Origin of the sequence: Bradyrhizobium sp. STM 3561, assembly GCF_045571455.1 — a bacterium.
In the GTDB taxonomy this organism is placed as follows: Bacteria; Pseudomonadota; Alphaproteobacteria; order Rhizobiales; family Xanthobacteraceae; genus Bradyrhizobium; species Bradyrhizobium vignae.
In genome coordinates, this window is the sequence record NZ_CP120695.1 from 814,366 (window position 1) to 838,595 (window position 24,230).

23 protein-coding genes are annotated in these 24,230 nt (G+C 66.1%); 13 read left to right on the plus strand and 10 right to left on the minus strand.

Going from position 1 to position 24,230, the window contains the following annotated elements:
- Positions 1-18: 18 nt before the first annotated feature.
- Entirely contained in the window at positions 19-372 is a 354-nt protein-coding gene (locus tag P6U28_RS03455) for a hypothetical protein (protein WP_407121745.1), read from the minus strand.
- 172 nt (positions 373-544) lie between these two features.
- Positions 545-1,351, minus strand: a complete 807-nt coding sequence (locus P6U28_RS03460) for a hypothetical protein (protein ID WP_122404859.1) — start codon at positions 1,349-1,351, stop codon at positions 545-547.
- Between the two features lie 405 nt (positions 1,352-1,756).
- Here P6U28_RS03460 and P6U28_RS03465 point away from each other — a divergent pair, with 405 nt between their 5' ends.
- On the plus strand, positions 1,757-2,050 hold the full coding sequence (locus P6U28_RS03465; RefSeq protein ID WP_014497428.1) for an antibiotic biosynthesis monooxygenase: 294 nt from the start codon (positions 1,757-1,759) through the stop codon (positions 2,048-2,050).
- Between the two features lie 82 nt (positions 2,051-2,132).
- On the opposite strand, the gene P6U28_RS03470 is transcribed toward P6U28_RS03465, so the two are convergent.
- Complete coding sequence (locus P6U28_RS03470; protein WP_122404858.1) at positions 2,133-3,578, minus strand: short-chain fatty acyl-CoA regulator family protein; 1,446 nt, start codon at positions 3,576-3,578, stop codon at positions 2,133-2,135.
- Between the two features lie 222 nt (positions 3,579-3,800).
- Between P6U28_RS03470 and P6U28_RS03475 the strand changes: the two genes are divergently transcribed.
- The 3 genes from P6U28_RS03475 (at position 3,801) to P6U28_RS03485 (ending at position 6,426) form a co-directional block, all read left to right on the plus strand.
- Positions 3,801-5,432, plus strand: a complete 1,632-nt coding sequence (locus P6U28_RS03475) for an isocitrate lyase (protein WP_122404857.1) — start codon at positions 3,801-3,803, stop codon at positions 5,430-5,432.
- A gap of 32 nt (positions 5,433-5,464) precedes the next feature.
- Positions 5,465-5,677, plus strand: coding sequence for a hypothetical protein (locus tag P6U28_RS03480; RefSeq protein WP_024341447.1), 213 nt, complete (start codon positions 5,465-5,467; stop codon positions 5,675-5,677).
- 194 nt (positions 5,678-5,871) lie between these two features.
- Positions 5,872-6,426, plus strand: a complete 555-nt coding sequence (locus P6U28_RS03485; protein ID WP_407121746.1) for a hypothetical protein — start codon at positions 5,872-5,874, stop codon at positions 6,424-6,426.
- A gap of 105 nt (positions 6,427-6,531) precedes the next feature.
- On the opposite strand, the gene P6U28_RS03490 is transcribed toward P6U28_RS03485, so the two are convergent.
- On the minus strand, positions 6,532-7,416 hold the full coding sequence (locus P6U28_RS03490) for a metallophosphoesterase (protein ID WP_209296397.1): 885 nt from the start codon (positions 7,414-7,416) through the stop codon (positions 6,532-6,534).
- Positions 7,417-7,508: 92 nt separating this feature from the next.
- On the opposite strand from P6U28_RS03490, the gene P6U28_RS03495 reads away from it, so the two are divergent.
- The 4 genes from P6U28_RS03495 to P6U28_RS03510 all read left to right on the plus strand — a co-directional run bounded on the left by P6U28_RS03495 (position 7,509) and on the right by P6U28_RS03510 (position 9,967).
- Positions 7,509-8,000 (plus strand): NUDIX domain-containing protein, encoded by a 492-nt coding sequence (locus P6U28_RS03495; RefSeq protein WP_407121747.1) that lies wholly within the window; start codon positions 7,509-7,511, stop codon positions 7,998-8,000.
- Positions 8,001-8,233: 233 nt separating this feature from the next.
- Positions 8,234-8,419 carry a hypothetical protein gene (locus tag P6U28_RS03500; protein ID WP_407121748.1) on the plus strand — a complete coding sequence of 62 codons (186 nt, stop codon included), beginning with the start codon at positions 8,234-8,236 and terminating at the stop codon, positions 8,417-8,419.
- A complete protein-coding gene (locus P6U28_RS03505) occupies positions 8,416-9,357 on the plus strand; it encodes a glycosyltransferase family 2 protein (RefSeq protein ID WP_407121749.1) in 942 nt (313 codons plus the stop codon). Before P6U28_RS03500 ends, P6U28_RS03505 begins: the two co-directional genes overlap by 4 nt.
- Before the next feature lie 94 nt (positions 9,358-9,451).
- A complete protein-coding gene (locus tag P6U28_RS03510) occupies positions 9,452-9,967 on the plus strand; it encodes a GNAT family N-acetyltransferase (RefSeq protein WP_129144659.1) in 516 nt (171 codons plus the stop codon).
- Between the two features lie 249 nt (positions 9,968-10,216).
- Here the strand turns inward: P6U28_RS03510 and P6U28_RS03515 are convergent, their stop codons facing one another.
- The 6 genes from P6U28_RS03515 to P6U28_RS03540 form a co-directional block, all read right to left on the minus strand.
- On the minus strand, positions 10,217-12,592 hold the full coding sequence (locus P6U28_RS03515) for a TonB-dependent receptor (protein ID WP_407121750.1): 2,376 nt from the start codon (positions 12,590-12,592) through the stop codon (positions 10,217-10,219).
- A 147-nt stretch (positions 12,593-12,739) separates the two neighbouring features.
- On the minus strand, positions 12,740-13,138 hold the full coding sequence (locus tag P6U28_RS03520; RefSeq protein WP_407121751.1) for a DUF2946 family protein: 399 nt from the start codon (positions 13,136-13,138) through the stop codon (positions 12,740-12,742).
- Between the two features lie 401 nt (positions 13,139-13,539).
- On the minus strand, positions 13,540-15,603 hold the full coding sequence (locus P6U28_RS03525; protein ID WP_407121752.1) for a hypothetical protein: 2,064 nt from the start codon (positions 15,601-15,603) through the stop codon (positions 13,540-13,542).
- A 7-nt stretch (positions 15,604-15,610) separates the two neighbouring features.
- The gene (locus P6U28_RS03530; RefSeq protein ID WP_407121753.1) at positions 15,611-18,421 is read right to left on the minus strand and encodes a DUF4159 domain-containing protein; all 2,811 of its coding nucleotides are present in this window, start codon (positions 18,419-18,421) and stop codon (positions 15,611-15,613) included.
- Entirely contained in the window at positions 18,418-19,362 is a 945-nt protein-coding gene (locus P6U28_RS03535) for a DUF58 domain-containing protein (protein WP_129144654.1), read from the minus strand. Before P6U28_RS03535 ends, P6U28_RS03530 begins: the two co-directional genes overlap by 4 nt.
- Entirely contained in the window at positions 19,362-20,360 is a 999-nt protein-coding gene (locus tag P6U28_RS03540; RefSeq protein ID WP_122404845.1) for a MoxR family ATPase, read from the minus strand. Before P6U28_RS03540 ends, P6U28_RS03535 begins: the two co-directional genes overlap by 1 nt.
- A gap of 271 nt (positions 20,361-20,631) precedes the next feature.
- On the opposite strand from P6U28_RS03540, the gene P6U28_RS03545 reads away from it, so the two are divergent.
- From P6U28_RS03545 to P6U28_RS03565, 5 genes are read left to right on the plus strand one after another with little or no spacing between them, the layout of a single operon-like run.
- Positions 20,632-21,243, plus strand: coding sequence for a DUF1285 domain-containing protein (locus tag P6U28_RS03545; RefSeq protein ID WP_407121754.1), 612 nt, complete (start codon positions 20,632-20,634; stop codon positions 21,241-21,243).
- Positions 21,240-21,935, plus strand: a complete 696-nt coding sequence (locus P6U28_RS03550) for a CoA pyrophosphatase (protein ID WP_129144652.1) — start codon at positions 21,240-21,242, stop codon at positions 21,933-21,935. The genes P6U28_RS03545 and P6U28_RS03550 overlap by 4 nt, the downstream gene beginning before the upstream one ends.
- Complete coding sequence (locus tag P6U28_RS03555; RefSeq protein ID WP_129144651.1) at positions 21,932-22,195, plus strand: DUF6111 family protein; 264 nt, start codon at positions 21,932-21,934, stop codon at positions 22,193-22,195. The genes P6U28_RS03550 and P6U28_RS03555 overlap by 4 nt, the downstream gene beginning before the upstream one ends.
- A gap of 10 nt (positions 22,196-22,205) precedes the next feature.
- Positions 22,206-23,462 carry a CCA tRNA nucleotidyltransferase gene (locus tag P6U28_RS03560; RefSeq protein WP_407121755.1) on the plus strand — a complete coding sequence of 419 codons (1,257 nt, stop codon included), beginning with the start codon at positions 22,206-22,208 and terminating at the stop codon, positions 23,460-23,462.
- Positions 23,459-24,229 (plus strand): sulfite exporter TauE/SafE family protein, encoded by a 771-nt coding sequence (locus P6U28_RS03565; protein WP_407121756.1) that lies wholly within the window; start codon positions 23,459-23,461, stop codon positions 24,227-24,229. Before P6U28_RS03560 ends, P6U28_RS03565 begins: the two co-directional genes overlap by 4 nt.
- The last annotated feature ends 1 nt before the right edge of the window (position 24,230 follow it).

Consider the following 24,230-nt stretch of genomic DNA (forward strand, 5'->3'; position numbering starts at 1 on the left):
GAAGAAAGAAAGCATCCACTACTTCGCCTTCTTGGCCTTCTTCGCCATTGCCTTTGCCGGCTTTTCCTTCGCCGTCTTCTCCTTCACCGTCTTCTCCTTCACCGCAACCGGCGTGCTGGCGGCCAGGCGCATCGATCGGGCGTAGCTGTCGGCGACGTTGTCTGCGGACATCTGCAGGCGCTTGGCGGCGGCGGTGGCCTGCTCCATGGTGGCCTTGGCCAGCATCTTGAAGCGCTCGCCGGTCTCCTTGCCCTTGGCCTTGGCCGCAAGGCCGTTGAAGCGATCCCGCCGCTCCTTGGCGCGGGTCATCAGGCCCGTATGCAGCTGTCTGGCCAGTTGCCGGATCACGACATCCAGGTCGGCTTCCGCCATGTTCTCTTATCCCCTTCGAAAAACGATATCGATGCGGCGGGACTATGCAGATCGGGCCCCGCCTTGGCAATTCCCGCCGGCGCGTCATCCGCAGCTTCCGGCTGACAAAACAAAAAAGCCGCGCATTCCGCGCGGCTTTTGGGTGGTCTGGCTTGAGAACGCCAGGTCTGCCTCACTTCAGCGAGGCGACCGGGCCGTTCGAGGCCGCCGGCTCGGGATCGAAGCCGAACACACCGACCAGGTATTTGTAATAGTCCGGCATCTTCTCCTTGAGCGCCTCGCGCGACTTCGGATCGTGGAATTCGCTCTTTCCGGAGAGAAAGATGCTGGCGGTCACGGCGAAGAACTCCATGGGGTTCTTCATCGCATAGGATTCCTTGGGCAGCTGGTCCTTGGACTTGGCGAGGGCATAGTAGCCGATCACGCCCTTGTTGGCGTAGCCGTCCGGCAGCAGCCGCGCGTGATAGGCGTGCAGCAGCTCGTGCAGCAGCACGGCCTCCTTTTCGTAGCGCATCATGTCGGGCCGCAGCATGATCACGCCGAGCCCCGAATCGACCGCGAGATCGACGGCGTTCGGATTGGTCCAGCGCTGCTTGTCGTGGTCCCAGACCGTAAGGGTCCGGGGCGCGGTGCGTTGGATGTCCGGCGTGACCCGGCCGTAGCAGGCGGTGGCGGCGCCTTCGTCGAGGCAGGCGAGCTCGCTCGCGACGATCGGAACGGTGTGGAAGAAGCGCAGCACGCGCGGGGATAGGCCGACGCCTTCGACGACGTCGATCTGGCTCTTCAGGTTCTCGGTGAGCTTGGCGACATCCTTGCGGTCGCGGTTCTCGGAGATGTCGAACATGTAGCCGCGGTAGCTCTGGAAGCCCGGCGGCAGCGCCTGCGCTGCCTCAGCGGTCGCATCGAGCGCCCCGGCCCTGGATGGATTGGCAAACAGCGCGCCGACGATGGTTGCGGTCAGCAGCAACGCAATGCGCATGATGAACCCCCTGATGTCACTTCGCCCGGCACAATAGGCTGCCGTTGTTTGCGAAAAGTGAGTGCGGCGAGACTAAGGCACCGATGTTGAAGCGTGCTTAATCCTTGGTTGCAGATCGCGAAGGCGGATTAGGGCCGGGTTAACCAAGGAGAGCCGGCTCGAAGTGGCCATTGGCGAGGCCAGCAAACTGCTTCCCCATCATCCCGAGGTGTGAGGCTGGCGATGCGGATGCATCGTCAGCCGAGCCTCGAAGGATGCACGGCCGGGATGCTGCATCCGGGCCCTCCATCCTTGGCTCACTATGGGGCGCTCGGCGTCGCCATAGTGAGCGCCTCAGGATGACGGGGTTTGCTGTCAGGTGTAAGCTCACAGCACCAAGCTTCAGATAGCCGGAAGGAGGATGCCATGTATGCCGCCATCCGTCAGGCCAAGGCGAAAAGCGGGAGCGCGGAAGAGCTGGCGCGCCGTATCAAGGACGGTGCCGTTCCAATCATCAGCGACGTCGACGGCTTCCGCGCCTATTATGTCGTCTATGCCGGCGACGACACGGTGACCGCGATCTCGATCTTCGACAAGTTCGAGCAGGCGGAGGAAGCGAACAGGCGCGCCATCGCCTGGATCGAGAAGGATCTCGGCCCGCTGCTCGCAGGACATGCGAGCGCGGCGGCCGGGCCGGTGATCGTGCATACGCTGGCGTGAAGTGCGGCAGTCTCGTGCCCCGGACGCAGCGCAGCAGCACAAGAGCGCTGCTGCGCGTCCGGGGCACGAGAGCTGAATACCCTCACAACTCCCGTGCATTCGAGAAGGCGAAGCTCGACACCCGCCGCGTCGTCTCGTCCAGGATCAGCGTGCGCGTGATCGGCGGCTCGGCGCGCTGGGCGCAGTTTTCGCGCTCGCAGAGCCGGCAGTTGACGCCGATCGGTGTGCCCTCTGTCTTCTCCAGATCCATGCCGGCGGCGTAGGTCAGGCGCGCGGCGTGGCGGATCTCGCAGCCGAGGCCGATGGCAAAGCGCGGCTGCGGCAGCGGATGCGGCGCGACGGGGCGACGCACCATCTGCGCGATCGAGAAATAGCGCGTACCGTCGGGCAGTTCGATCACCTGCTTGAGCAGGCGGTCCGGCGTGTCGAAGGTCGAGTGCACGTTCCACAGCGGGCAGGTGCCGCCGAATTTCGAGAACGGGAAGGTGCCGGAGGAGAAGCGCTTTGAGACGTTGCCGGCATTGTCGACGCGGAGCAGGAAGAACGGAATGCCGCGCGCATTCGGCCGCTGCAGGGTGGTGAGGCGGTGGCAGACCTGCTCGAAGCCGGCATTGAAGCGCTGCGCCAGCACGTGGATGTCGTAGTTGAGTGCTTCGGCGGCGGCGAGGAAGGCCGGGTAGGGCATCATCACGGCGGCCGCGAAGTAGTTGCCGAGTGTGATGCGGAACAGCCGCCGCGGCGCGTCGTCGAGCGGTCCGGCGCGGCCGATGATGGTCTCCAGATGCTGCGCACATTCGCCAAGCCCGAGCTGGAAGGCGAGCTGGAACGCGCGGCCGGGCGGGTCGACCAGTTCGGAGATCAGGAGCTGGCGGCGATGGCGATCAAAGCGCCGGAGCGTCTCGCGCATCACATCGACCGGCATGATGCGGGTCTGGATCGAATGCTTTTCGCGCAAGCGCGCGACCAGCGCCGCGTACAGCCCTTCGGCCGGCACGTTCAGCTCGTCGCGCAGATTTTCCGCGGCCTGCTCCAGCTCCGGAAAATAGTTGCGGTTGGCTTCGATCAGCTCGCGCACGCGCTCGACCGGATTGGCCTCGTAGCGCGTGCCGACGTCGCGGTCGGCCATCTGCGCGGCGGCCAGCGTCTCGCCCTGGCGGGCCTCGGTATAGGCGGCGTAGAGCCGCTGCAGCGCGTGGGTGACGCCGGGGCAGAGCTCGGCGAGGTCGCGCAGCTCCTGCTTGGGCACGTCGATCTGACGGAACAAGGGATCGGAGAAGACCTCGTTGAGCTCGGCAAAGAAGCGGTCCTCGTCCGCGGTGGCGAGGTCGCGCAAATCGAGATCATAGGTCTCGGCCAGCCGCAGCAGGATCTGCGCCGTAACCGGGCGTTGGTTGCGCTCGATCAGGTTGACATAGCTCGGCGATATCCCGAGCCCCTCGGCAATCTGGGTTTGCGACAGCCCCAATTGCTGCCGGATCCGCCGGAACCGCGGGCCGACAAAGAGTTTCTTGCCGGAATCGGCGGGCATTTCTCAGATCTCCGACGCTTCGAGGGCCAGCTCTACTGACCAATTTTTACAGACTTTACAAAATAACATCTATTACATGTTCTGATGTTACATGACATCACCAATAAAAAACAAGGCCTCTATACGAAGTTTCTGTTTTCACGTTTAGCTCCTGACACGCATTTCGCAATGCACTGTCAAGAATGTCGATGGCGAGCCATCGCCAGTGAAAGGATCAGGCACATGAACTACCAGCTCCGCGGCATCAACGCGCTCCAGCGCCCGGCCTCGTATCAGAGCGAGATCGAGGCGGCCCAGGCGCTTCTCGAGACCAAGCCGACCTGGAACGGCGTGACGGCCGAGGCCGTCGCCCGCATGCGCCTGCAGAACCGCTTCAAGACCGGCCTCGACGTCGCCCGCTACACCGCGGCGCTGATGCGGGCCGACATGGCCGCCTATGACAACGACCCCACCAAGTACACGCAGTCGCTGGGGTGCTGGCACGGCTTCATCGCCCAGCAGAAGCTCATCTCGGTCAAGAAGCATTTCGGCAAGACCGATCGCACCTACCTCTATCTCTCGGGCTGGATGATCGCGGCGCTGCGCTCCGAGTTCGGTCCGCTGCCCGATCAGTCGATGCACGAGAAGACCTCGGTGCCGGCCCTGATCGAAGAGCTCTACACCTTCCTGCGTCAGGCCGATGCGCGCGAGCTCAACGACATCTTCCGCAGCCTCGACAAGGCGCGCAAGGAAGGCGACAAGATCCGTGAGAAGGAGCTGATCGAGAAGATCGACAACTTCCAGACCCATGTCGTCCCCGTCATCGCCGACATCGATGCCGGCTTCGGCAACGCCGAGGCGACCTATCTGCTCGCCAAGAAGATGATCGAGGCGGGCGCCTGCGCGCTGCAGATCGAGAACCAGGTCTCGGACGAGAAGCAGTGCGGCCACCAGGACGGCAAGGTCACCGTGCCGCATGAGGTCTTCCTGGCGAAGATCCGCGCCTGCCGCCACGCCTTCCTCGAGCTCGGCGTCGAAGACGGCATCGTCGTGACCCGCACCGACTCGCTCGGCGCCGGCCTGACGCAGCAGATCGCCGTCAGCCACAAGCCCGGCGACATCGGCGACCAGTACAACAGCTTCCTCGATTGCGAGGAGGTGACGCCGGAGAACGCCCGCAACGGCGACGTCATCATCAACCGTAACGGCAAGATGATGCGTCCGAAGCGGCTGCCCTCCAACCTCTACCAGTTCCGTCCCGGCACCGGTGCGGACCGCTGCGTGCTCGATTGCATCACCTCGCTCCAGAACGGCGCCGACCTGCTCTGGATCGAGACCGAGAAGCCGCATATCGAGCAGATCGCCAGCATGGTCGATCGCATCCGCAAGGTCGTGCCGAACGCCAAGCTCGCCTACAACAACTCGCCGTCGTTCAACTGGACCCTCAACTTCCGTTGGCAGGTCTACGACGCCTGGAAGGAAGCGGGCAAGGACGTCAGCAAGTACAACCGAGCCGAGTTGATGAAGGCGGAGTACGACGAAACTCCGCTGGCGCAGGAAGCCGACGAGCGCATCCGCACCTTCCAGGCGGACTCGGCCAAGCGTGCCGGCATCTTCCACCACCTGATCACGCTGCCGACCTATCACACGGCGGCGCTGTCCACCGACAATCTCGCCCGCGAGTATTTCGGCGAGCAGGGCATGCTGGGCTACGTCAAGAACGTCCAGCGCGCCGAGATCCGTCAGGGCATCGCCTGCGTGAAGCACCAGAACATGGCCGGCTCCGATATCGGCGACGACCACAAGGAGTACTTCGCCGGCGAAGCTGCCCTGAAGGCGGGCGGCGTCCACAACACCATGAACCAGTTCGGCTAACGAATCACGCTACTCTCGACAGGAGACTGACAATGACCAAAGGCAGCAATTTCTGGGTGATCGGCGGCGAGTTCGGTTCGATGAACTTCCACAAGCTCGTCGAAGGCTCGGCCCAGGTCAAAGGTCCCTTCAAGACCCGCAAGGAAGCCGAGGACTGCTGGCGCGAGGTCTCGGAAGAGAGCCGCCACAAGGCCGGCGTCCGCTTCTCGATCGTGGAAGAGCCGCAGCGCGCCCCGGCCGCCTGATCAGGCGGCTGCCGAGCTTACCTTAAGAAGACGTCCAAGGACGGATGGTCCCATCCAGGCCTAGCCTGGGTGGGATCGTCTGTTTTTGGCACAGGTAAACGTTGTGGGCGCCGTAAGTATCTGGAATTGTGGGCCTTTGCGGAGGGTGTGGTTGCTGATAGGTTAATGACGGACAGTCGAGGACGAGGCCGACAATGTCAGAGCCCGAGACCAGCGGGACCCATCCCGGCCAGCCACGCCCGGTGCGGCTGCGCGATGCGCTGCTGCGCGCGCGGATCGAGGCCGCCGACCGGACCGGCGTCGTCGTCGATCTCAGGGACGCCGAGGTGGCGCGGCTCGAGATCCTCAACGATGCGCTCGATCCCTTGTTCGCGCAGGTGCCGGACAAGATCGACCTGTTCGACCGCGGCATCAGCCAGGGCGATACGCCGCGACTGTGGATCGACGTCGTCGCCCATATCGTGATGGGGCGCGACAAGCGGATGTACCGCTTCGTCCAGGACACCCGCTTCGGCCGCATCGTGCTTGCCGAATCACACGACACCGCTGTGATCGTCGATGCCGTTACCGACTACGTCGCGCGCCGCATGATCGAGCGCGAGCATGCGATGGCGGTCCTGCCCGAACCGCAAGCAGCGGCCGCCGAGCCGCCGCGCCGCTCACGCTTCTGGCCATTCGTGTTCGGCTTCGTGCTCGGCGCTGCCGCCTTGTTCGGGGCCGCCGTGCTTGCGGTCTTGCGGAACTGGTGAGGCGCTCACCGTCGTCATTGCGAGGAGCCCTTGCGACGAAGCAAGCCAGACTGCCTCCGCGGAGAGATTCCTGGATTGCTTCGCTGCGCTCGCAATGCCAGCAAATCAAATCAACCGTGTGTGCTTGATCTGTCCGATCTGGAATCCAGCCCCGAGGCTCCGCACCGTCTGCTCGCAGCGCCAACCGGCATTGTCCTTCTCGATTCTGAACAGATTATACGCCGCCGCCGGATAGCGTCCGTGCGCGAGCGCGGAGGCCGAGGGCACGCCGAGCGCTGGAATATTGCCGTTGGGGCCTTCGACCCATATCGTCGAATGAACGTGGTCGTGCCCGTGCAGGACCAGCTCGACGCCATGACGCTTCAACAGCGCCAGCAATTCCGGCGCGTCCGTCATCCGCTTCTGGCGTGCGCTGGACTTCAGCGGGTGATGCACCAGCAGCACGCGGAAGACGTCCTCCGTCGCGAGCCGTTCGAGGACGTCCGCGAGCGAGGCGAGCTGATCGCGGCCGAGCGTGCCTGTCGCCATCAGCGGCAGGGTCGGCACCGCCGTGGACAGGCTGATCAGCGCGAGCGGCCCGCGCCGGCGCACCGCGGGGAAGGCCGCGGCGCCGGGTGTATCCGCGGCGATGTAGTGCAGGAACGTCTCGCCGAAGCGATGGCGCGTCGCGCTGACATAGGCGTCGTGATTGCCGGGAATCGCGGTGACGCGGTCGGGCGGGCCGACGCTCTCGAGCCAGGCCAGCGCCGGCGCGAATTCCGCCTCCAGCGCGAGGTTGACGAGATCGCCCGTCACCGCGATGTGGTCGGGCGCCTGCGCCTTCATGTCGGCGACGAGCGCGTCGAGAACCTCGCGGCGCTGGTACTTGTGGCGGTTGCGCGTCCAGTTGACATAGCCGAGCGCGCGCTTGCCGGCGAGCTCGATCAGCCGCGGCTTCGGCAAAGGCGCCAGATGCGGGTCGGACAGATGGGCGAGCGTGAAGGGGGCCATGACGCGCGATTGCCTCGCTATTGCTCCGCTGTAATGGCAAGGTCGCGAGGAACGCGCAAGCAGGGCCTGAAATGGGGCGGCAAGGAAGCCTGATGGGAGAACGTCTGAACCGGGTCCGACGGAAGTTCGAGCCGTTGCTGCGGCGGATCTTCCACATCTATTTCCTGCTCGTCCGCGGCATGACGCTCGGTGTCCGCGCCGTGGTGCTGGATGCCGACAATCGCGTGTTCCTGGTCAGGCACAGCTACGTCAGTGGCTGGTATCTGCCGGGCGGCGGCGTCGATTTCGGCGAGGCCATGGAAGAGGCGCTGCGGCGTGAGCTCAAGGAGGAGGGCGATATCGATCTCACCGGCGAGGCGGTCCTGCACGGCATCTTCCTCAACAGCCACGTCTCCCGCCGCGACCACGTCGCGGTCTACGTGGTGAGGCAGTTCAGGCAGGATCGCCCTCCCGAGCCCAACCGCGAGATCGTCGAATGCGGCTTCTTCGCCATCACCGCGCTGCCCGAGGGCACCACGCCCGGCACGCGGCTGCGGATCGCGGAAGTGCTGGATGGCAAGCCCCTGATTGCGACGTGGCGCTGAGGGCGGCCTGTGCTAAAGCATGATCCGGAAAAGTGCGAAGCGGTTTTCCGGAAAGATCATGCGTAGACAACAAGCTAAAGCGAGATGACGATTCATCCAAATCTCATCGCGCATAGACCGAGATTTGGTTCACTCGATGCGAGCCGGGAATTCAAGGCACCTCTCCCCGCCAGAGAGAGGTGGACTGAATCCGCGGCTCGAGTAACGCGCCCCAAAGGCCCTTCGGATACTGGATGAATTCCATCGTCAACCTCGGCTTCTTCTTGAGCAATCCGATCTTCACGCTCTATTGCATCGTGCCGATCGCGATGCTTTCCCTGTGGAGCACCGCGTTCGCCTGGCTGATGCAGCAGGAACAGGCACGGCAGGCTGCGCCGCTCGGGCGCGAGCCGACAAGCCTCGGAGTGCCGTCGCGATGACCTCAACGCAACTTCGCATCGCCGTGCTGGTGCCCTGCTACAACGAGGAGGCGGCGGTCGCGACCGTCGTTGCCGATTTCCGCAAGGCGCTGCCCTCGGCGGAGATCTACGTCTACGACAACAATTCGCGCGACCGGACCGCCGCGGTTGCGCGCGAAGCCGGCGCGATCGTGCGCAGCGAGCGCCGGCAGGGCAAGGGCCACGTCGTGCGCCGCATGTTCGCGGACATCGAGGCCGACGTCTATGTACTGGTCGACGGCGATGCCACCTACGATGCGCCGAGCGCGCCGCGCATGATCGACAGGCTGCTCGACGATCATCTCGACATGGTGGTCGGCCTTCGCGTCGATCAGGTCCAGGCCGCTTACCGGCTCGGCCACCGCACCGGCAACCGCATGCTCACCGGCTTCCTGTCGTCGACCTTCGGTTACGCTTTCAAGGACATCCTGTCCGGCTATCGGGTGTTCTCGCGCCGCTTCGTCAAATCCTTTCCCGTCCTTTCCGACGGTTTCGAGATCGAGACCGAGCTCGCGGTCTATGCGCTGGAACTGTCGCTGCCGGTCGCCGAGGTCGAGACGCCCTACTACGCACGCCCTGAAGGCTCGTTCTCGAAGCTCAACACCTGGCGTGACGGATTTCGCATCCTCGGCACCATGCTGAAGCTCTACCGTTCGGAGCGGCCGTTGCGCTTCTTCACCGTGATCGGGATCCTGTTGGCGCTGGCTTCGATCATTCTCGCGATCCCGATCGTGATCACTTTCATCGAAACCGGCCTCGTGCCGCGACTGCCGACCGCCGTGCTGTCGATGGGCCTGATGATCATTGCCCTGCTGTCGGCGTCGTCGGGGCTCGTGCTCGACACGGTCACGCGAGGGCGGCGCGAGATGAAGATGCTGACCTACCTGTCCCAGCCGGCATTGAAACGGGATGCAGGTTGAGCAAGCCTGCAGCTCGCCCGCTGGGAGCCGTGAAGCCAGGCACTGACACGGCCCATGGACCTTCGCATGCGCAAGTGCTACTCCGCGAATTGACATGAACGATCTCTCACTGACCATCCTTCCCGAAGCCGCCGGCGACGCCCAGGCGATCGAGCGGCTGCACGAACGTACCTTCGGTCCCGGCCGCTTCGTGCTGAGCGCCTATCGCATTCGCGAGCACGTCGATCATCTGCTCGAACTGTCCTTCACCGCCCGCATCGGCACGCTGCTGGTCGGCTCGGTCAGGCAATTGCCGATCCTGATCGGCGACACGCCCGCGCTGTTGCTCGGGCCGCTCACCGTCGAGCCGCCGTTCCGCGACCGCGGCATTGGCCGTCTGTTGATGGAGCGCGCGCTGAAGGACGCCAGGGAAAAAGGTCATCGCCTCGTGCTCTTGGTCGGCGACGAGCCCTATTACAGCCGCGTCGGCTTCAAGCCGGTCCCCAAGGGCCGCGTCACCATGCCCGGCCCCGTCGACGCCGCCCGCATCCTGGTGTTCGAGCTCGTCGACGGCGCCTTCGAGGGCGTGTCAGGCCCGGTCGGCCCCGATTGGAGCAAGGCGCGAGGGTAGCTGCTAAGTCCGTAGATCCTACCGGTGACGGGTGGTCAGGGGTGAGTTGAGCCTACGACCACCAACTCACCCGGAGGATCGATCAGGTCGTGGATTGGAAGCACGGCGGCGCCTCATCTTCCATCATTGCGAGCGTAGCGAAGCAATCCAGAATCGTTCCGCAGAGGCGGTCCGGCTTGCTTCGTCGCAAGAGCTCCTCGCAATGACTGTGTATGCCGGAGCCCTTTTGGGCCGCGGCACAAGCAACGCTCAGAACTTGAAGTTCGCGAACGCCCTGACGCCGATGCCGGGCATCAGCACCTGGTCCTTGGTGTAGGACACCGAGTTGCGGATGTTCTCGTTGAGGAGATTGTTGCCGACGAGGCCGACCTGCATCTCGCGCGCGCCGAAGGCGTTGGGGTTGAGCTTGGTCTTGTAGCTCACCTCCGCCTTCAGCAAATTGTAGCCAGCCGTCGGCGTCTCCGCGATCACGGCGACGTTGTTCTGCGCAAAGGCGTGCAACAGGTTGATCCGCATCAGCCAGTTGTCGTCGCGCCAGAACACCCCGCCACCCATGCGCACTGGCGGAATCCGCGGCACGTTGGTGCCGTCGCTGAAGGTGGCGCGGACCACGTCGAGCTGGTTCTCGATGCCCCAGATGCCGCCCTGGAACGCACCGATATCGAGCTGCGACTGGAATTCGCCGCCGCGGAAATTGGCATTGCGTTGCGAATAGACCGCCTGGTTCAACTCGGCGCCCGGACTGCCGCATGAGGCGAAGTCGCCATCGCACATCACCCCGGTGAGGCGGCGATAGATGAAATTGTCGAAATGCGTGTAGTAGACGGTCGCTTCGAAGCGGAGCGGTCCCGTCGCCTTGCGCACGCCGAGTTCGACGGACTTGGCGGTCTCTATCGTGAGGTTCGGATTGCCGATGTCGAAGGTCGCGGTCGCATCGTGGCCGCCGCGCGAGAACAACTCGGCCGGTTTCGGTGCGCGCTCGACATATTGCGCGGTGATGCTCCCGACCATGCCGCCGGGCAGATCCTGCAACAGGCCGATGCTGCCGCTCTTGGGCGTGAAGGACGGATTGCGGACGATGCTGGTTTGAGGGCTGCCGTCGGGCAGGAAATCCGCCGGGAAATCCGGCGTCGACCCGTGCAGCTCGACATGCTCGATGCGGCCGGCGATCTGCGCTCTAGTCTGTTCACTGAACTTGAACTCGTTGAAGGCGTAGCCGGCAATGCGGTAGTTGCGGTTCGGGTCCCACAATCCGTTGAACAGCGAGCCTGGATCGTCCGGACTCGGCGCCGTCAGCTCCTGATGGCCTGCCTGAAAGCCGAACGCAGTCGTCACCTCGGCAAAGCGTGCATTGAACGGCATCAGCTGCGTCTCGACGCGGATCTCCTCTTCCCGATTGGTGAAGGTCTGCCGGACGCCATCGGTCGTCGGATCGGTGGGATCGGCGAGACCCAGCTCGTTGTGACGGTAGTTGGTGGCGCCGGCCCAGAAGCGGATCGTGTCGATCGCGGCGCCATCCGGGCGATATTCGCCCTTGACGTTGATCTTGGTTTGATGCGCATCGATGCGGGTCTGGTGATCGGCGCCATCGATGCCGGGGATATGATAGAACGAATCGTTCTGCGTGATCGATGCGCCGATGAAGCCGCCCGTGAAAATGTAGGACCCGCCGATCGAGGCGCCATCCGAGCGCGTCGCCGAGTTCGGCTGGCGATTGCCGACTGGCCGCGTCTGGTCGAACAAGTATGGATAGCTCGGAATGTAATAGTCGGACGTCGTTCGGCCATAGGCATCGGCGTGGAAGGCGAAATTGCCGCCGCCGGTATCGAGCAGCACGCCGCTTTCGACGCCGCGATCGACCGAGCTGAACGCGGTGCGCGTCTCGGCGGTGACGCAAGGCGAGGTCGCGGCGCTCGCGAGCGGCGCCTTGGTCGGCAGGCCATAGGTCTGGAAAGACGGCGCGCAGGAGGGCAGCGCATCCGGAATGCGGTTGTTGGTGGCGCTCACGACGCCGCCGATCGAGGTCGAGCCGTAGCGCAGCGCCGCCGGCCCGCGTACCACTTCGACCTGGTTGGTGGCGAGCGGATCGATCGGGACGAAATGATCCTCGCCAAGATCGGAGGCGCCGCCGGAATTGGTGCCGTTCTCGACGATACCGACGCGGTTGACGTCGAGACCCCGGATGATAGGCCGGCTGGAGGCGCCGGGCGCAAAGCTCGAGCCGGTGATGCCGGGTTTTGAGAACAGGAGATCGCCGAGCTGGCCGCCGCCCTCGCGGCGGATCTCCTCGTTCGGCACCACGGTGACGGTGGCGAACTGGTTGGTCACGATTGGCAGCACGCCTTGCTGAGGCGCGGCCGTCGCGGGCGCGGCCGTCGGTGCCGGCGTTGCTTCCGCGGTGCGCTGCTGGCTGCGCGACCGCCCGGTGCGCGCGACACGGACCGGGCTGCGGGTCGGCACGACCCTGCGCACGATCGGGCTCGGCGCCGTCACGGTGACGGCCGGGATCTCGGTCGAGGATTTGTCCTGCGCCGAGTCTTGGGCAAGCGCAGGTGTGGCGGCGGCGCCGAGCAGGAGCAGGCTGGCTCCGCCAAGGCGCTGCGCGCGTCGCAATTGAAATGACATGGTCCTGATTCCAGTCAGGCGCCGTCCGGATGATGCTCTGCTGATCGGAGGCGGCCTGCCGTCGCAGCGCGACGGAATTCGACTTCAACTTTTCCCGGACGATCGCCTGAAACGGCGAACTCGGGCGTGATCACGTGATGCTGGGAGTCAGGATGCAGGAGGGGCGCGCGGCTGGAACGCCATGCCGGCCGATTTCAGATGGATGAATTCGGCGTCCGTGGTGCGGTAGAGCAGCTCGATCGCTTGCGGCAGCTGCAGAAGCGGCGGCGTCGCGAACAGGACCGTGCCCGCCATCGCGACGACGGCGCAGATCGCACAATTGTCGTCGACCGGCTGCTCGCGGTCGGGGGCAGAGGGCGATTGCTTCTGGACCGCCGCACGGTCGGCCGAGGCGACCGACTTGGCGCCGTCCGTCTGCTGGAGCGAGGTGAGGGGGGCGGCCTGTGCGAACCAGTGGCTATGGCCGAAGGTCAGCGCGAATTGCACCAGCATCGCGAACAACGCGAGCCGGGCACCGTGCCTGATATGCGACCGGGCCCACTTCATCTGCAAACGCCACCCCACATCGCGAGGCGCCAAACCCTGACGTCGCGACGTTACAATATAACATCGCGCGATCGGCTAAGGGATGTCAACGGTGGGCGGGCTCACTGACGTGGGCCAGCCTCGCGATGTGTCATTCGGGCAACTAACGCCTGCAGCCATCCTTCGAGACGACCGCTTTAGACGGGTTCCGCAGGATGAGGGCGGAGTGGATGGCGACAGCTTCAACAGGGCGCGGTGTTGCTTGGCCTCATGAGGAGGCAGCTGGAAGCGGTCGTCTCGAAGGACGAGGCGTGCGGTGAGGCGGTGCCAAAGGTCATATGCGATTGCCCTCCCCGGTCTGAACACCCGCAAGGAGGGAACGCGCCGCCGTCACGGCGCGAGGCGAGTCTCATCCGCCTTGTTCACCGCCCCTCGCGGACCCAGGTCGCGGCGAAGGCGCCGAGCAGCAGCAGAAGGCCGATCAGGCCGGCGAAGATCGGCAGCACGCCGACGCCCTTGACGACGCTGGCGTCGCGTATCCGCACGCCCATCCAGCCGTCGCCGGCAAAGACGCTGGCCGAACGCACGGGCAGGATGCGCGGCAGCTCGACGCTGGAGCCACTGGCGACGCGCACGGCGTTGCCGCCCGTTGCCTGTGTCAGCGCCTTCAAGGTATCGACGGTGGAGGTGACTTCCGAAAACTCCTTCGGATTGGTCGGGCCGACATTGATCAGCGCCTTCAGCGTGCCGTCGGTGGCCTGCCACAGGCCGAGCTCGTTCGCCGGCAGGCTGGCGCGCCACTCGCCGGGATCGCCGGGGCTCAGCGTCAAATCGTGCGACACGCCCGACGGCGAGGTCACGCTCACCGGCTGGACGCTGTCCGCCATGGTCTGGCGCACCACGACGAGATCTTTGCCCTGCGCCTGGAGGCGCAGCGCTTCTTCATCGAGGTCCGGCTGCTTCATCAGCCAGTGCGACATCCGCCGCAAGAGATCGAGATGCGGCCCGCCGCCTTCATAGCCGCGCGCCCACAGCCAGATGTGGTCGGAGAGCAGAAGCGCCACGCGCCCCTCGCCGAACCGCGACAGGAACAGCAGCGGCTTGCCATCGACGCCGGTCATGACCGGCGGGTTGACGGCATTGCGGGTATCGACGGTGCGGAAGAAGCGGCTCCAGCGCGGCGGCTCGCTGGCGGAGCCCTCGAGGCCGCGCGTGACGGGATGGCGTTTGCCGATGTCGGAGAGATGCGCATAGAACGGCTTCTCGGTCACGCCGACCGGCTCGGCGGGCAGCACCGAATCCAGTGGCGTGCGCCAGATGCTGGTGTTGGAGGCATAATCGGGGCCCGCCGAGACCAGCACCGCGCCGCCCGCGCGCACGTAACGCGCGATGTTGTCGAAATAGGCGATCGGCAGCACGCCTTGGCGGGCGTAGCGGTCGAAGATGATCAGCTGGAATTCGTTGATCTTCTGCTGGAACAATTCGCGGGTCGGAAACGCGATCAGCGACAATTCGTTGATCGGCGTGCCGTCCTGCTTCTCCGGCGGACGCAGAATGGTGAAGTGCACGAGATCGACGCTGGCGTCGGATTTGAGCAGGTTGCGCCAGGTGCGCTCGCCGGAATGCGGCTCGCCCGAGACCAAGAGCACGCGCAGCTTGTCGCGCACGCCGTCGATCGCGACCACGGCGCGGTTGTTCACCGGCGTCAATTCGCGTTCGAGCGGCGAGGCCTCGATCTCGACGATGTTCGGGCCGGCATGCTTGATGTCGACGTCGACGCTGGCGGCCTGGCCGCTCGAGAGCGTGCGCTCGTTGATGACCTCCCCGTCGCGGCGGACCGTGACCCTGGCGCGCTCGCCCGTGACGCCCTGGTCATCGAGGCGGTAGCTGATGGTCTGGGTCTGGCCGACGATGCCGAAGCGCGGTGCGGCGGTGATGGCAATGCGGCGGTCGCGCTCGTCCTTCTGTCCGGTGATCAGCGCGTGCACCGGCGCCTGGAAACCGAGCGCGGCAACGTTCGCGGGAATGTCGTGGACGCGGCCGTCGGTGATCAGGAACGCGCCGGCGACGCGGTCGACCGGCACGTCCGACAAAGCCGAGGCGAGCGCGCCGAACAGCTTTGTGCCGTCGGTCTCGCCGTCGGCCTGTCCGGCATCGACGACGCGCACTTCAAGGCCTTTGATCTTCTTCAAGGCATCGACCAGCGCTTCCTGCGCAGCTGCGGCCTCGCGATTGCGGTTGCCGAAGTTCTGGCTCGGGCTCTTGTCGACGACGATTGCGGCGACCGAGGTGAGGGGATCGCGGTCCTCGCGTGTGAAGGAGGGATTGGCGAGCGCCAGCAGGAACAGCGCCAGCGCGGCCACGCGCACCGCAGCGCCGCGCGCCCGCGCCACCAGCAGCAGAAGCGCGATCACGACGATCGCGGCCAGCGCGAGCCACAGGACGATCGCGGGAACGAGCGGCGTGAATGCGATGCCGTAATTCATGTCGATCCTATTGCCCCAGCCGTTCGATCAGGGCCGGTGCGTGCACCTGGTCGGCCTTGTAGTTGCCGGTCAGCGTGTACATCACGATGTTGGCGCCGGCGCGGTAGGCGAATTCGCGCTGGCGGCTGTCGCCTCCGGTCACCGGCAGCATGGCCTGTCCGTCGGGCCGCACGGCCCAGGCGCCGGCAAGATCGTTCGAGGTGATGATGATCGGCGAGACGCCGTCGCCGCCGCGCGCCGGCCGCTGCGCGCTGTCCTCGTCGTCTTCGCGCGGCAACGTCTCGACCCAGGTCTGGCCGGCGGTGAAGCGGCCGGGGAAGTCACGCAGCAGATAGAAGGTCTTGGTCAGCACGTGCTCGCGCGGCACCGGCTCGAGCTCGGGCACGTCGAGCGACGACAGGATCTCGCGCAGGGTCTGCATGCCCGGGGTCTGCGACGCGCCGTTCGCGCCGGGCGGCGCCTCGATCGCGTCGCGGGTGTCGAACAGCACGGTGCCGCCCTGCTTCATGTAGGCGTCGATCTTGTTGATGGCTTCATGCGGCGGCTTCGGTGCGCCCGGCACGATCGGCCAGTAGATCAGCGGGAAGAAGGCGAGCTCGTCGCGCGCGGGATCGACGCCGACGGGGTCGCCGGCCTCGAGCGCCGTGCGCTGGGCCAGGAACAGCGTCAGCCCGTTCATCCCCGCCTTGACGATGGAATCGACGTCGGCATTGCCCGTCACGACATAGGCGAGGCGGGTCTGCGACACCGCTTTCATCGCGAACTCGTCGGATACGCCGTCGGCGCGCGACGGCGTCGGCGCGAGCGATGCAAACCCCGCGAGCAAGGTGAGCACGATCATGGCGGGTGCGGCGCGGCGGCGCAGCAGCGCGGCAATCCCGCCGCCGATCACCGCGACGATGATGGCGTCGATCAGGAACAGTGCAAGCGAGGTCGACAGCAGCCAGCCGCGCAAGTCGCGCGGCTCGGCATTGGTGTAGGTGGCGTGCCGGGCGCGGAGGCCCGCGGTGTTCAGGGCCGCGATGCGGTCGGCGCTAGCAAGCGTGTTCACGGCGAGCGGTCCTTCTGCCGGACCATAGAAGCCGGGCGGATGATCTGAGGTGGCGCGGTCGCGATAATCCGCGGCCAGCGGCTTTGCAGTCGCAGGCGGCGGGCCGAAGGCGCCGAAACCGTCGAGGATGTGCAGCGGCGCCACCGTCTCGGTGGTCGCTTCGCTGGCAACGCCGGCGCCGGGCTTGGTGGTGTAGCCGGACATGTCGACCACACGCCTCAGCATTTCGACGAAGATGCCCGACATCGGCAGATCCGACCAGCGCATGTCCGCGCTGACGTGGAACAGGCCGACGATGCCCTTGCCGCGATGCTCGCCGGTGACGAGCGGCGTGCCGTCTTCCAGCGAGGCCCAGCTCTTGGTGGCGAGCACGGCGTCGGGCTCGGCCAGCACCTGCCGGCTCACCGTGACGTCCTTGGGCACCGCGACGCCGGCAAACGGGCCATCGCCCGCGAAGGCGGCGAGATGCTGCGGCTTCTCCCAGGTCAGGCTGCCGCCGAGCGTGCGGCCGCCCTTGCGCAGCTTGACCGGCACCAGATCGTCCTCGGCCTGCGCCAGCCTTGGCCCTGCAAACCGCACCAGCACGCCGCCCTGGTCGATCCAGGCATTGAGGCGCTCGCGCAGCTCAGGCGCGATGGTGCCGACATCGGCGAGGATGATCATCGGCAGCTTCTGGTCCAAAAATTGCGTGATGCCCTGCTGCGGCGAGCCCTTGTCGGCGAGCCTGACGTCGGCGAACGGCGCCAGCGCGCGGGTGAGATAGAAGGTCGGCGCCAGCAGCGGCTGCGCGGTCTCGCTGGTCGAGCCCGAGACGATGCCGACGGCGCGGCGGCGCCAGCGCTTGTCGAGCAGCTGCACCGCGCCGGCGGAGCGCTCGCCCGAGATCTCGAGCCGCGTGATGTCGTTGCGCAGCTCGACCGGCAGATCGAACGAAGCTTCGGTCTCCATGTCCTGCGGACCGAACGAATAGCGGGCTTCGCCGATCGGCGAGGCCTTCTGGTCCAGTGCGCGCACGGTGCCGACGGCGATGCCGCTGTCGGTGCGCAGCACCTTCACCGTCATCTTCGCCGCGGCGTTCTCGGCGGCGACCAGGGCCAGCGGCGAGGAGGTGCCGCCTTCGAACACGGTCAGGCTGCGATCGCCGATGGTCTTGCCGAGGCCCGCCACGAAGTCCTCGCCACGGCCGGTGTCGACGCCGTCGGACAGCCAGGCGATCTCGCAGTCGCCGGTGACTTTGAGGAAACGCTCGACCGCAGCCAGCGTCTCGATGCGATCGACCGAATAGGGCTTCGGCGCGAGTTGCCGCAGCGCGACGCGCGCCGCCCCCGCCGGCATCAGGGTGATGTCGCGGTTCGGCTCGGACAGCGGCACCAGCGCAATGGCGCGGCGGTCGTTGTCGGCATTGGCGATCAGCTCGTCGGCGGTCCTGATCCTGACGTCCCAGTGCGAGGCGGCGCTCCAGCCGTCGTCGAGCATGATCATCAGCGGCGCCTTGCTGCCGGCGAGGCCGGTTTGCGGATTCCAGATCGGGCCGGCGGCGGCGAAGATCACCAGCGCGGCGGCCAAGAGGCGAAGCGCGGTCAGCCACCACGGCGTCCGCGATGGCGTTTCTTCCCTTGGCGCGATGTCGAACAACAGCCGCGTCGGCGGAAACTCGATGCGGCGCGGCCGCGGCGGCATCACGCGGAGCAGCCACCACAGCACGGGCAGGCTGACGAGGCCGATCAGGAGCAGCGGTTGAGTGAAGGCGAGCGGCAATCCCATCATGCGGCCGGCCCCGCCTTGATCGTCGTGGTGCGGGCGCCCGACTTGCTCACCTGCATGCCCGCATGCAGGAACAACAGCAGCTCGGCGGCCGAGCGGTCCGTCGCGTGCGTCGTGAACAGCCAGTCGAGCTTGTTGGTCTCGGCACGGATCTGGTCGCGATGCAGCGCGAGCCGCGCGGTGTAGTCCTGAACCCAGCTCTCGGCGCGGCCGGCGGTGATCACGCCGAAGCCTTCGGGCTCGACGAACTCGACGCGGCCGGAATAGGGGAACGATTCCTCGGCGGGATCGACGACCTGCACGATCGTGCCATGCGCGCCGGAGCCGGAGAGCCCTGAGAGCATCGTCCTGATCTCGGAGATCGGCGACCAGAAATCCGACAGCACGATGATCTCGGCCAGCGCGGCCGGAACGAAGGACGGCGGCAGGCTCAGCCGGTCGGCATCGTCATGCAGCATCGCCTGCGCCATCTTGTCGATGACGGTGCGGCTTGCGGTCGGCGCCATCAACCCGGGAATGCCGACGCGCTCGCCGCCGGCGACGAGCAGCTCGGCCAGCGCGAAGGCGACGATCAGCGTCCGCTCGAGCTTGGATTCGCGCGCGCTCTTCGAGGCGAAGGCCATCGAGGGCGAGCGGTCCGGCCAGATCCAGACCGTGTGCGAGGCTTCCCATTCGAGCTCGCGGACATAGAGATGATCGTCGCGCGCCGAGCGGCGCCAGTCGACGTTCTGCGCCGGCTCGCCCGAGACGAAGCGGCGGTACTGCCAGAAATTTTCGCCGGACCCGGCGCGGCGCCGTCCATGCAGGCCGTGGATGACGTTGGCGGCGACGCGGCGGGCCTCGAGCACCAGGCGCGGCAGCGAAGCGGCGAGCGTGCGGCTTTCGCCATCGGCACGTCGGATCGCCAGTGTCTCCTTCGCTGCGTGCCCGTTCTCTGCTGCCATCAACCGATCCGTGTCTTCAATTGCCGGATCACGTCCGGAATCGTGCGGCCTTCGGCGCGCGCCTGGAACGTCAACGCCATGCGGTGCTTCAGCACGGGTTCGGCGAGGTCGAGCACGTCGTCGACCGACGGCGCGAGGCGTCCGTCGATCAGCGCACGCGCGCGTACCGCCAGCATCAGGGATTGGCTGGCGCGCGGGCCGGGTCCCCAGGCGATGAACTTGCCGGCTTCGCCGGCGTCCGGACCCGGGCGGGCCGAGCGCACCAGCGACAGGATCGCCTCCACGACGGAATCGCCGACCGGGAGGCGACGGATCAGCCGCTGCGCGGTGATCAGCGCATCGGGCGTCATCGCGCCCCTGGCCAGCGTCTCCTCGGCGCCGGTGGTCTCGAACAGGATGCGGCGTTCGGCATCGCGATCGGGATAGTCGACGTCGATCTCCATCAGGAAGCGGTCGAGCTGCGCTTCCGGCAGCGGATAGGTGCCTTCCTGCTCCAGCGGGTTTTGCGTCGCGAGCACGTGGAACGGCTTCGGCAGATCGTGGCGCGCACCGGCGACGGTGATGTGCTGCTCCTGCATCGCCTGCAAGAGCGCCGATTGCGTGCGCGGGCTCGCGCGGTTGATCTCGTCGGCCATCAGCAGCTGCGCGAACACGGGACCGGCAATGAAGCGGAAGGCGCGCTTGCCCGTGGTGCTCTCGTCCAGCACCTCGGCGCCGAGGATGTCCGACGGCATCAGGTCGGGCGTGAACTGGATGCGCTTGGCATCGAGACCGAGCGTGACGCCGAGCGTCTCGACCAGCTTGGTCTTGGCGAGACCCGGCACGCCGATCAAGAGCGCATGGCCGCCGGAGAGGATGGTGACCAGCGTGTTCTCGATCACGCGATCCTGACCGAAGATGACGGAGGCGATCGCGTCCTTGGCCGCGCGAATCTGGCTCGACACCTGCTCGGCCGAACGGACGATCCCGTCCTCGAGTTTCTCGACACTCTCCGCCATTCGTTCGCTCCTTCAGCCTGCCACGCGGCTTGCTTGCATCGTCAGGTCAGCACGTCACGTCAGGTCATCACGTCAGGTCATGGGCCCTATGCTAGACTTGCAGGAAGGCCATGTATTCGTTGAATTAACCTATCCCCACCTTATCGGCTTCGGGGTATGTACGGCATCACGAAGTGGCGACCTCCACACCGGGCTATTCCGGATGGAACCGCACACCCGAGTTCAACGTAGATCTGCACCAATCGTGCCAATCACAAGGTCAAGGCAAACCATGGCGAACCAAGGGCAGAGCGCCGATCTCGGTCTTGAGGGGCTGACTGCCGGCGCCAAAAGCGCTGCCAATGCGGAAGGCGCCAAAAAGGGCCTGCCGCCGGTGCATCTGTGGAATCCGCCGTTTTGCGGCGATCTCGACATCCGAATCGCGTCCGATGGTACTTGGTTCTATCTGGGGACGCCAATCGGCCGTCCTGCCTTGGTCCGGTTGTTCTCGACCATCCTCAAGCGCGAGGGCGACAAGCATTTCCTGGTCACGCCGGTCGAGAAGGTCGGCATCCGCGTCGATGATGCGCCGTTCATGGCGGTCGAGATGCAGAAGGACGGCGAGGGCCATCATCGCGTGCTGCGCTTCCGCACCAATGTCGATGACTGGGTCACCTGCGATGCCGCGCACCGGCTGCGCTTCGAGCAGGCGCAGGATGGCGGGCTGACGCCCTACTTGCACGTCCGCGCCGATCTCTGGGCCAAGGTCACGCGCGCGCTCTATTACGATCTGGTTGACATGGGCGAGGAGCGGATGGTCGATGGCCAGCCGATGTTCGGTGTCGAGTCGGCCGGCGAATTCTTCGCCATGGCCGATGCGGAGCAGGTGAGGGCCGCGCTTTGAACAAGCCTATCCCCAAGAGTGAGGTTGAGAGCGAGGCTGAGGGTGATCCCGCCATCTTGGGCGCGGCGGATTTCTTCGCGCGCTCCAGGGCGCGGCTCGGCTTCGACGTGCCGCCCGGCCTCTACGATCCAAACATCATCCCCACCTCGGGCGATCCCGGCACCGACAAGATGCTCGAGATCATCGCGCGCGAGCAGCCGGTGCGCCCCGCAGCGGTGCTGATCGCGGTGGTCGACCATCCCGAGCCCACCATCCTCTTGACGCAGCGATCGGCGCATCTCAACGACCATGCCGGCCAGATCGCGTTTCCCGGCGGCAAGATCGACGCGACCGATGCCTCGCCGCTCGATGCGGCGCTGCGCGAGGCCGAGGAGGAGGTCGGGCTGTCCAGAGACTTCGTCGAGCCGCTCGGCTATCTCGATCTCTACGGCACCGCCTTCGGCTTCCGCATCCTGCCGACGGTGGCGAGGGTCAGGCCCGGCTTTTCGCTCACCATCAACCATTCCGAGGTTGATGATGCGTTCGAGGTGCCGCTATCCTTCCTGATGAACCCTGTGAACCACCAGGTGCACAGCAAGGAATTCCGCGGCATGGCGCGGTCCTACTACGCGATGCCGTTCGCGGAGCGCTACATCTGGGGGGCGACGGCGGGAATGCTGCGTGTGCTGTATGAGCGGATCTATTCATCATGATCCGGACGGTTCTGACCGAGATCGGAATCTTCCTCATCCCCTTTGCCGTCTATGCGCTGTTCCTGGCCGCCACGCGCTCCGGCCTGTTCGTGCAAACGTCATGGCCGGTCGCGATCGTCGCGCGTCTTGCGCTGGCGGCGATCGTGCTGGTGATCGCCGGCCTGATCGGCCTTGCGCATTTCTCCGGCGCGCCGCCGGATTCGACCTACATCCCCGCCCATATCGAGCACGGCAAGCTCGTGCCGGGCGTGGAAAAATAGGGACCGATTGATGAGCGCGGAGCCTTTACTTGCCCATGCGCCCTGGCTGACCGCAGGCGGGACCGCGCGTGTCCTGGCGCTGCTCGGCACCGATGGCGAGGAGGCGCGGGTGGTCGGCGGCGCCGTGCGCAATGCACTGCTCGGTCTTCAGCCTGGTGACATCGACATCGCGACCACGGCGCTGCCGGAGGAGGTGATGCGGCGCGCCAAGGCCGCCGGCATCAAGGGCGTGCCGACCGGCATCGACCACGGCACCGTCACGCTCGTCATCGACGGGCACCCCTATGAAGTCACGACGCTGCGCGAGGACACCGAGACCTTCGGCCGCAAGGCCAAGGTCGCCTTCGGCCGCGACTGGGTGAAGGATGCCGAGCGGCGCGATTTCACCATGAACGGCCTATCGGTCGATGCGAGCGGTCTCGTCTACGACTATGTCGGCGGCATCGCGGATGCCAAAGCCCGTCGCGTGCGCTTCATCGGCGATCCCGATCAGCGCATCGCCGAGGATTATTTGCGCATCCTGCGTTTCTTCCGCATCCACGCCGCCTTCGGCGCCGGCGAGCCCGACCGCGACGGCTATCTCGCCTGCATCCGCCGACGCGCGGGCCTTGCGAATCTCTCGGCCGAGCGGGTGCGCATGGAGATGCTGAAGCTGCTGGTGGCCGGCGGTGCAGCCGCGGCCGTACTGGCCATGGCCGAGGGCGGATTGCTGCAGGCGTTGACCGGCGGCGTGGTCTACACCGGCCCCCTGGCGACGATGATCGCGATCGAGCGCGAGCTCGGCCTGCCGGCAAGCAGCACGCGGCGGCTGGCCGCGCTGACGGTCGCCGTCACCGAAGATGCCAAGCGCGTCGCCGCGCGCTTGCGGCTCACCAACGCGGAAACCAAGGCGCTGGATTCGATGGGCCACCGCTGGTGGCGCTTGGCCGCCAAGGACGAGCCCGATGCGCGGCGTTTGCTCTATCGGCTCGGTGCGGAGCGCTACCACGATCGCGTCTTGCTCGGCTGGGCGCGCGCCGCCGGCGAGGTGCGTTCGCCGCGCTGGCGCGCGCTGGCCGAGCTGCCGCAGCGCTGGACTGCGCCGAAATTTCCGCTGAAGGCCGCCGACTTCATCGCGCGCGGTCTGACCGAAGGACCCGCGCTCGGGCATGTGTTGACACTCGCCGAGGACGCTTGGCTTGCGGCGGATTTTCCACTAGAGCAAGCCGCACTCGCTGCCATCGCCGATCAAGCTGCGGCTCGCATCAGCCGCGACGAGAGAACGTGACCATCGTCTCGGGCTTCGCCGACATCTCGATTTTCCAGCTCCTGCTGGTCGCAACGGTGGCGTTGTTTGCTTCGATCATCGGTGGTCTCGCCGGCTACGGCACCGGCGCCCTGATGCCGCTGGTGCTGGTGCCGCTGGTCGGCGCCGAGCCCGTGGTGCCGATCATCGCGATCTCCGCGATGCTGACCAATGCGAGCCGCGCTGTTGCCTATGTCCGCTATGCCGACCGCCGTCGCGTGCTGATCGTGCTGGCCTGCGCGACGCTGACCACCGCGCTCGGCGCCTATGGCTACACGCGCCTCACCAATGCCGGTGCGGCGCTCGTGATCGGCACCATGCTGATCCTGAGCGTGCCGTTGCGCCGCGTGCTCCGCCGCCGCCAGGTCAAGATCGGCGACGGCGGCCTCGCCGCCGGCTCGGTCGGTTATGGTGTGCTGGTCGGCGGCACCTCGGGTTCAGGCGTGATCCTGCTCTCGCTCCTGATAGCGGCCGGCCTCGAAGGCGCCGCCGTGATCGCGACCGACGCGATGATCTCGCTCGGCACCGGCCTGATCAAGATCTCGGTGTTTGGCCTCGCCGGCGCCGTGACGGCGCAGGTGCTCGCCTTCGCGCTGCTGATCGGCGGAATTGCGATCCCCGGCGCGTTCCTCGCCAAGGCTTTCGTGGAGCGGATGCCGGTGCATATCCACACCGCGATCCTGGACGTCGCGGTGATCACGGGAGGGCTGGTGATGATCTCGGCGGCGGCGAGGCAGCTGATCGCTTAGA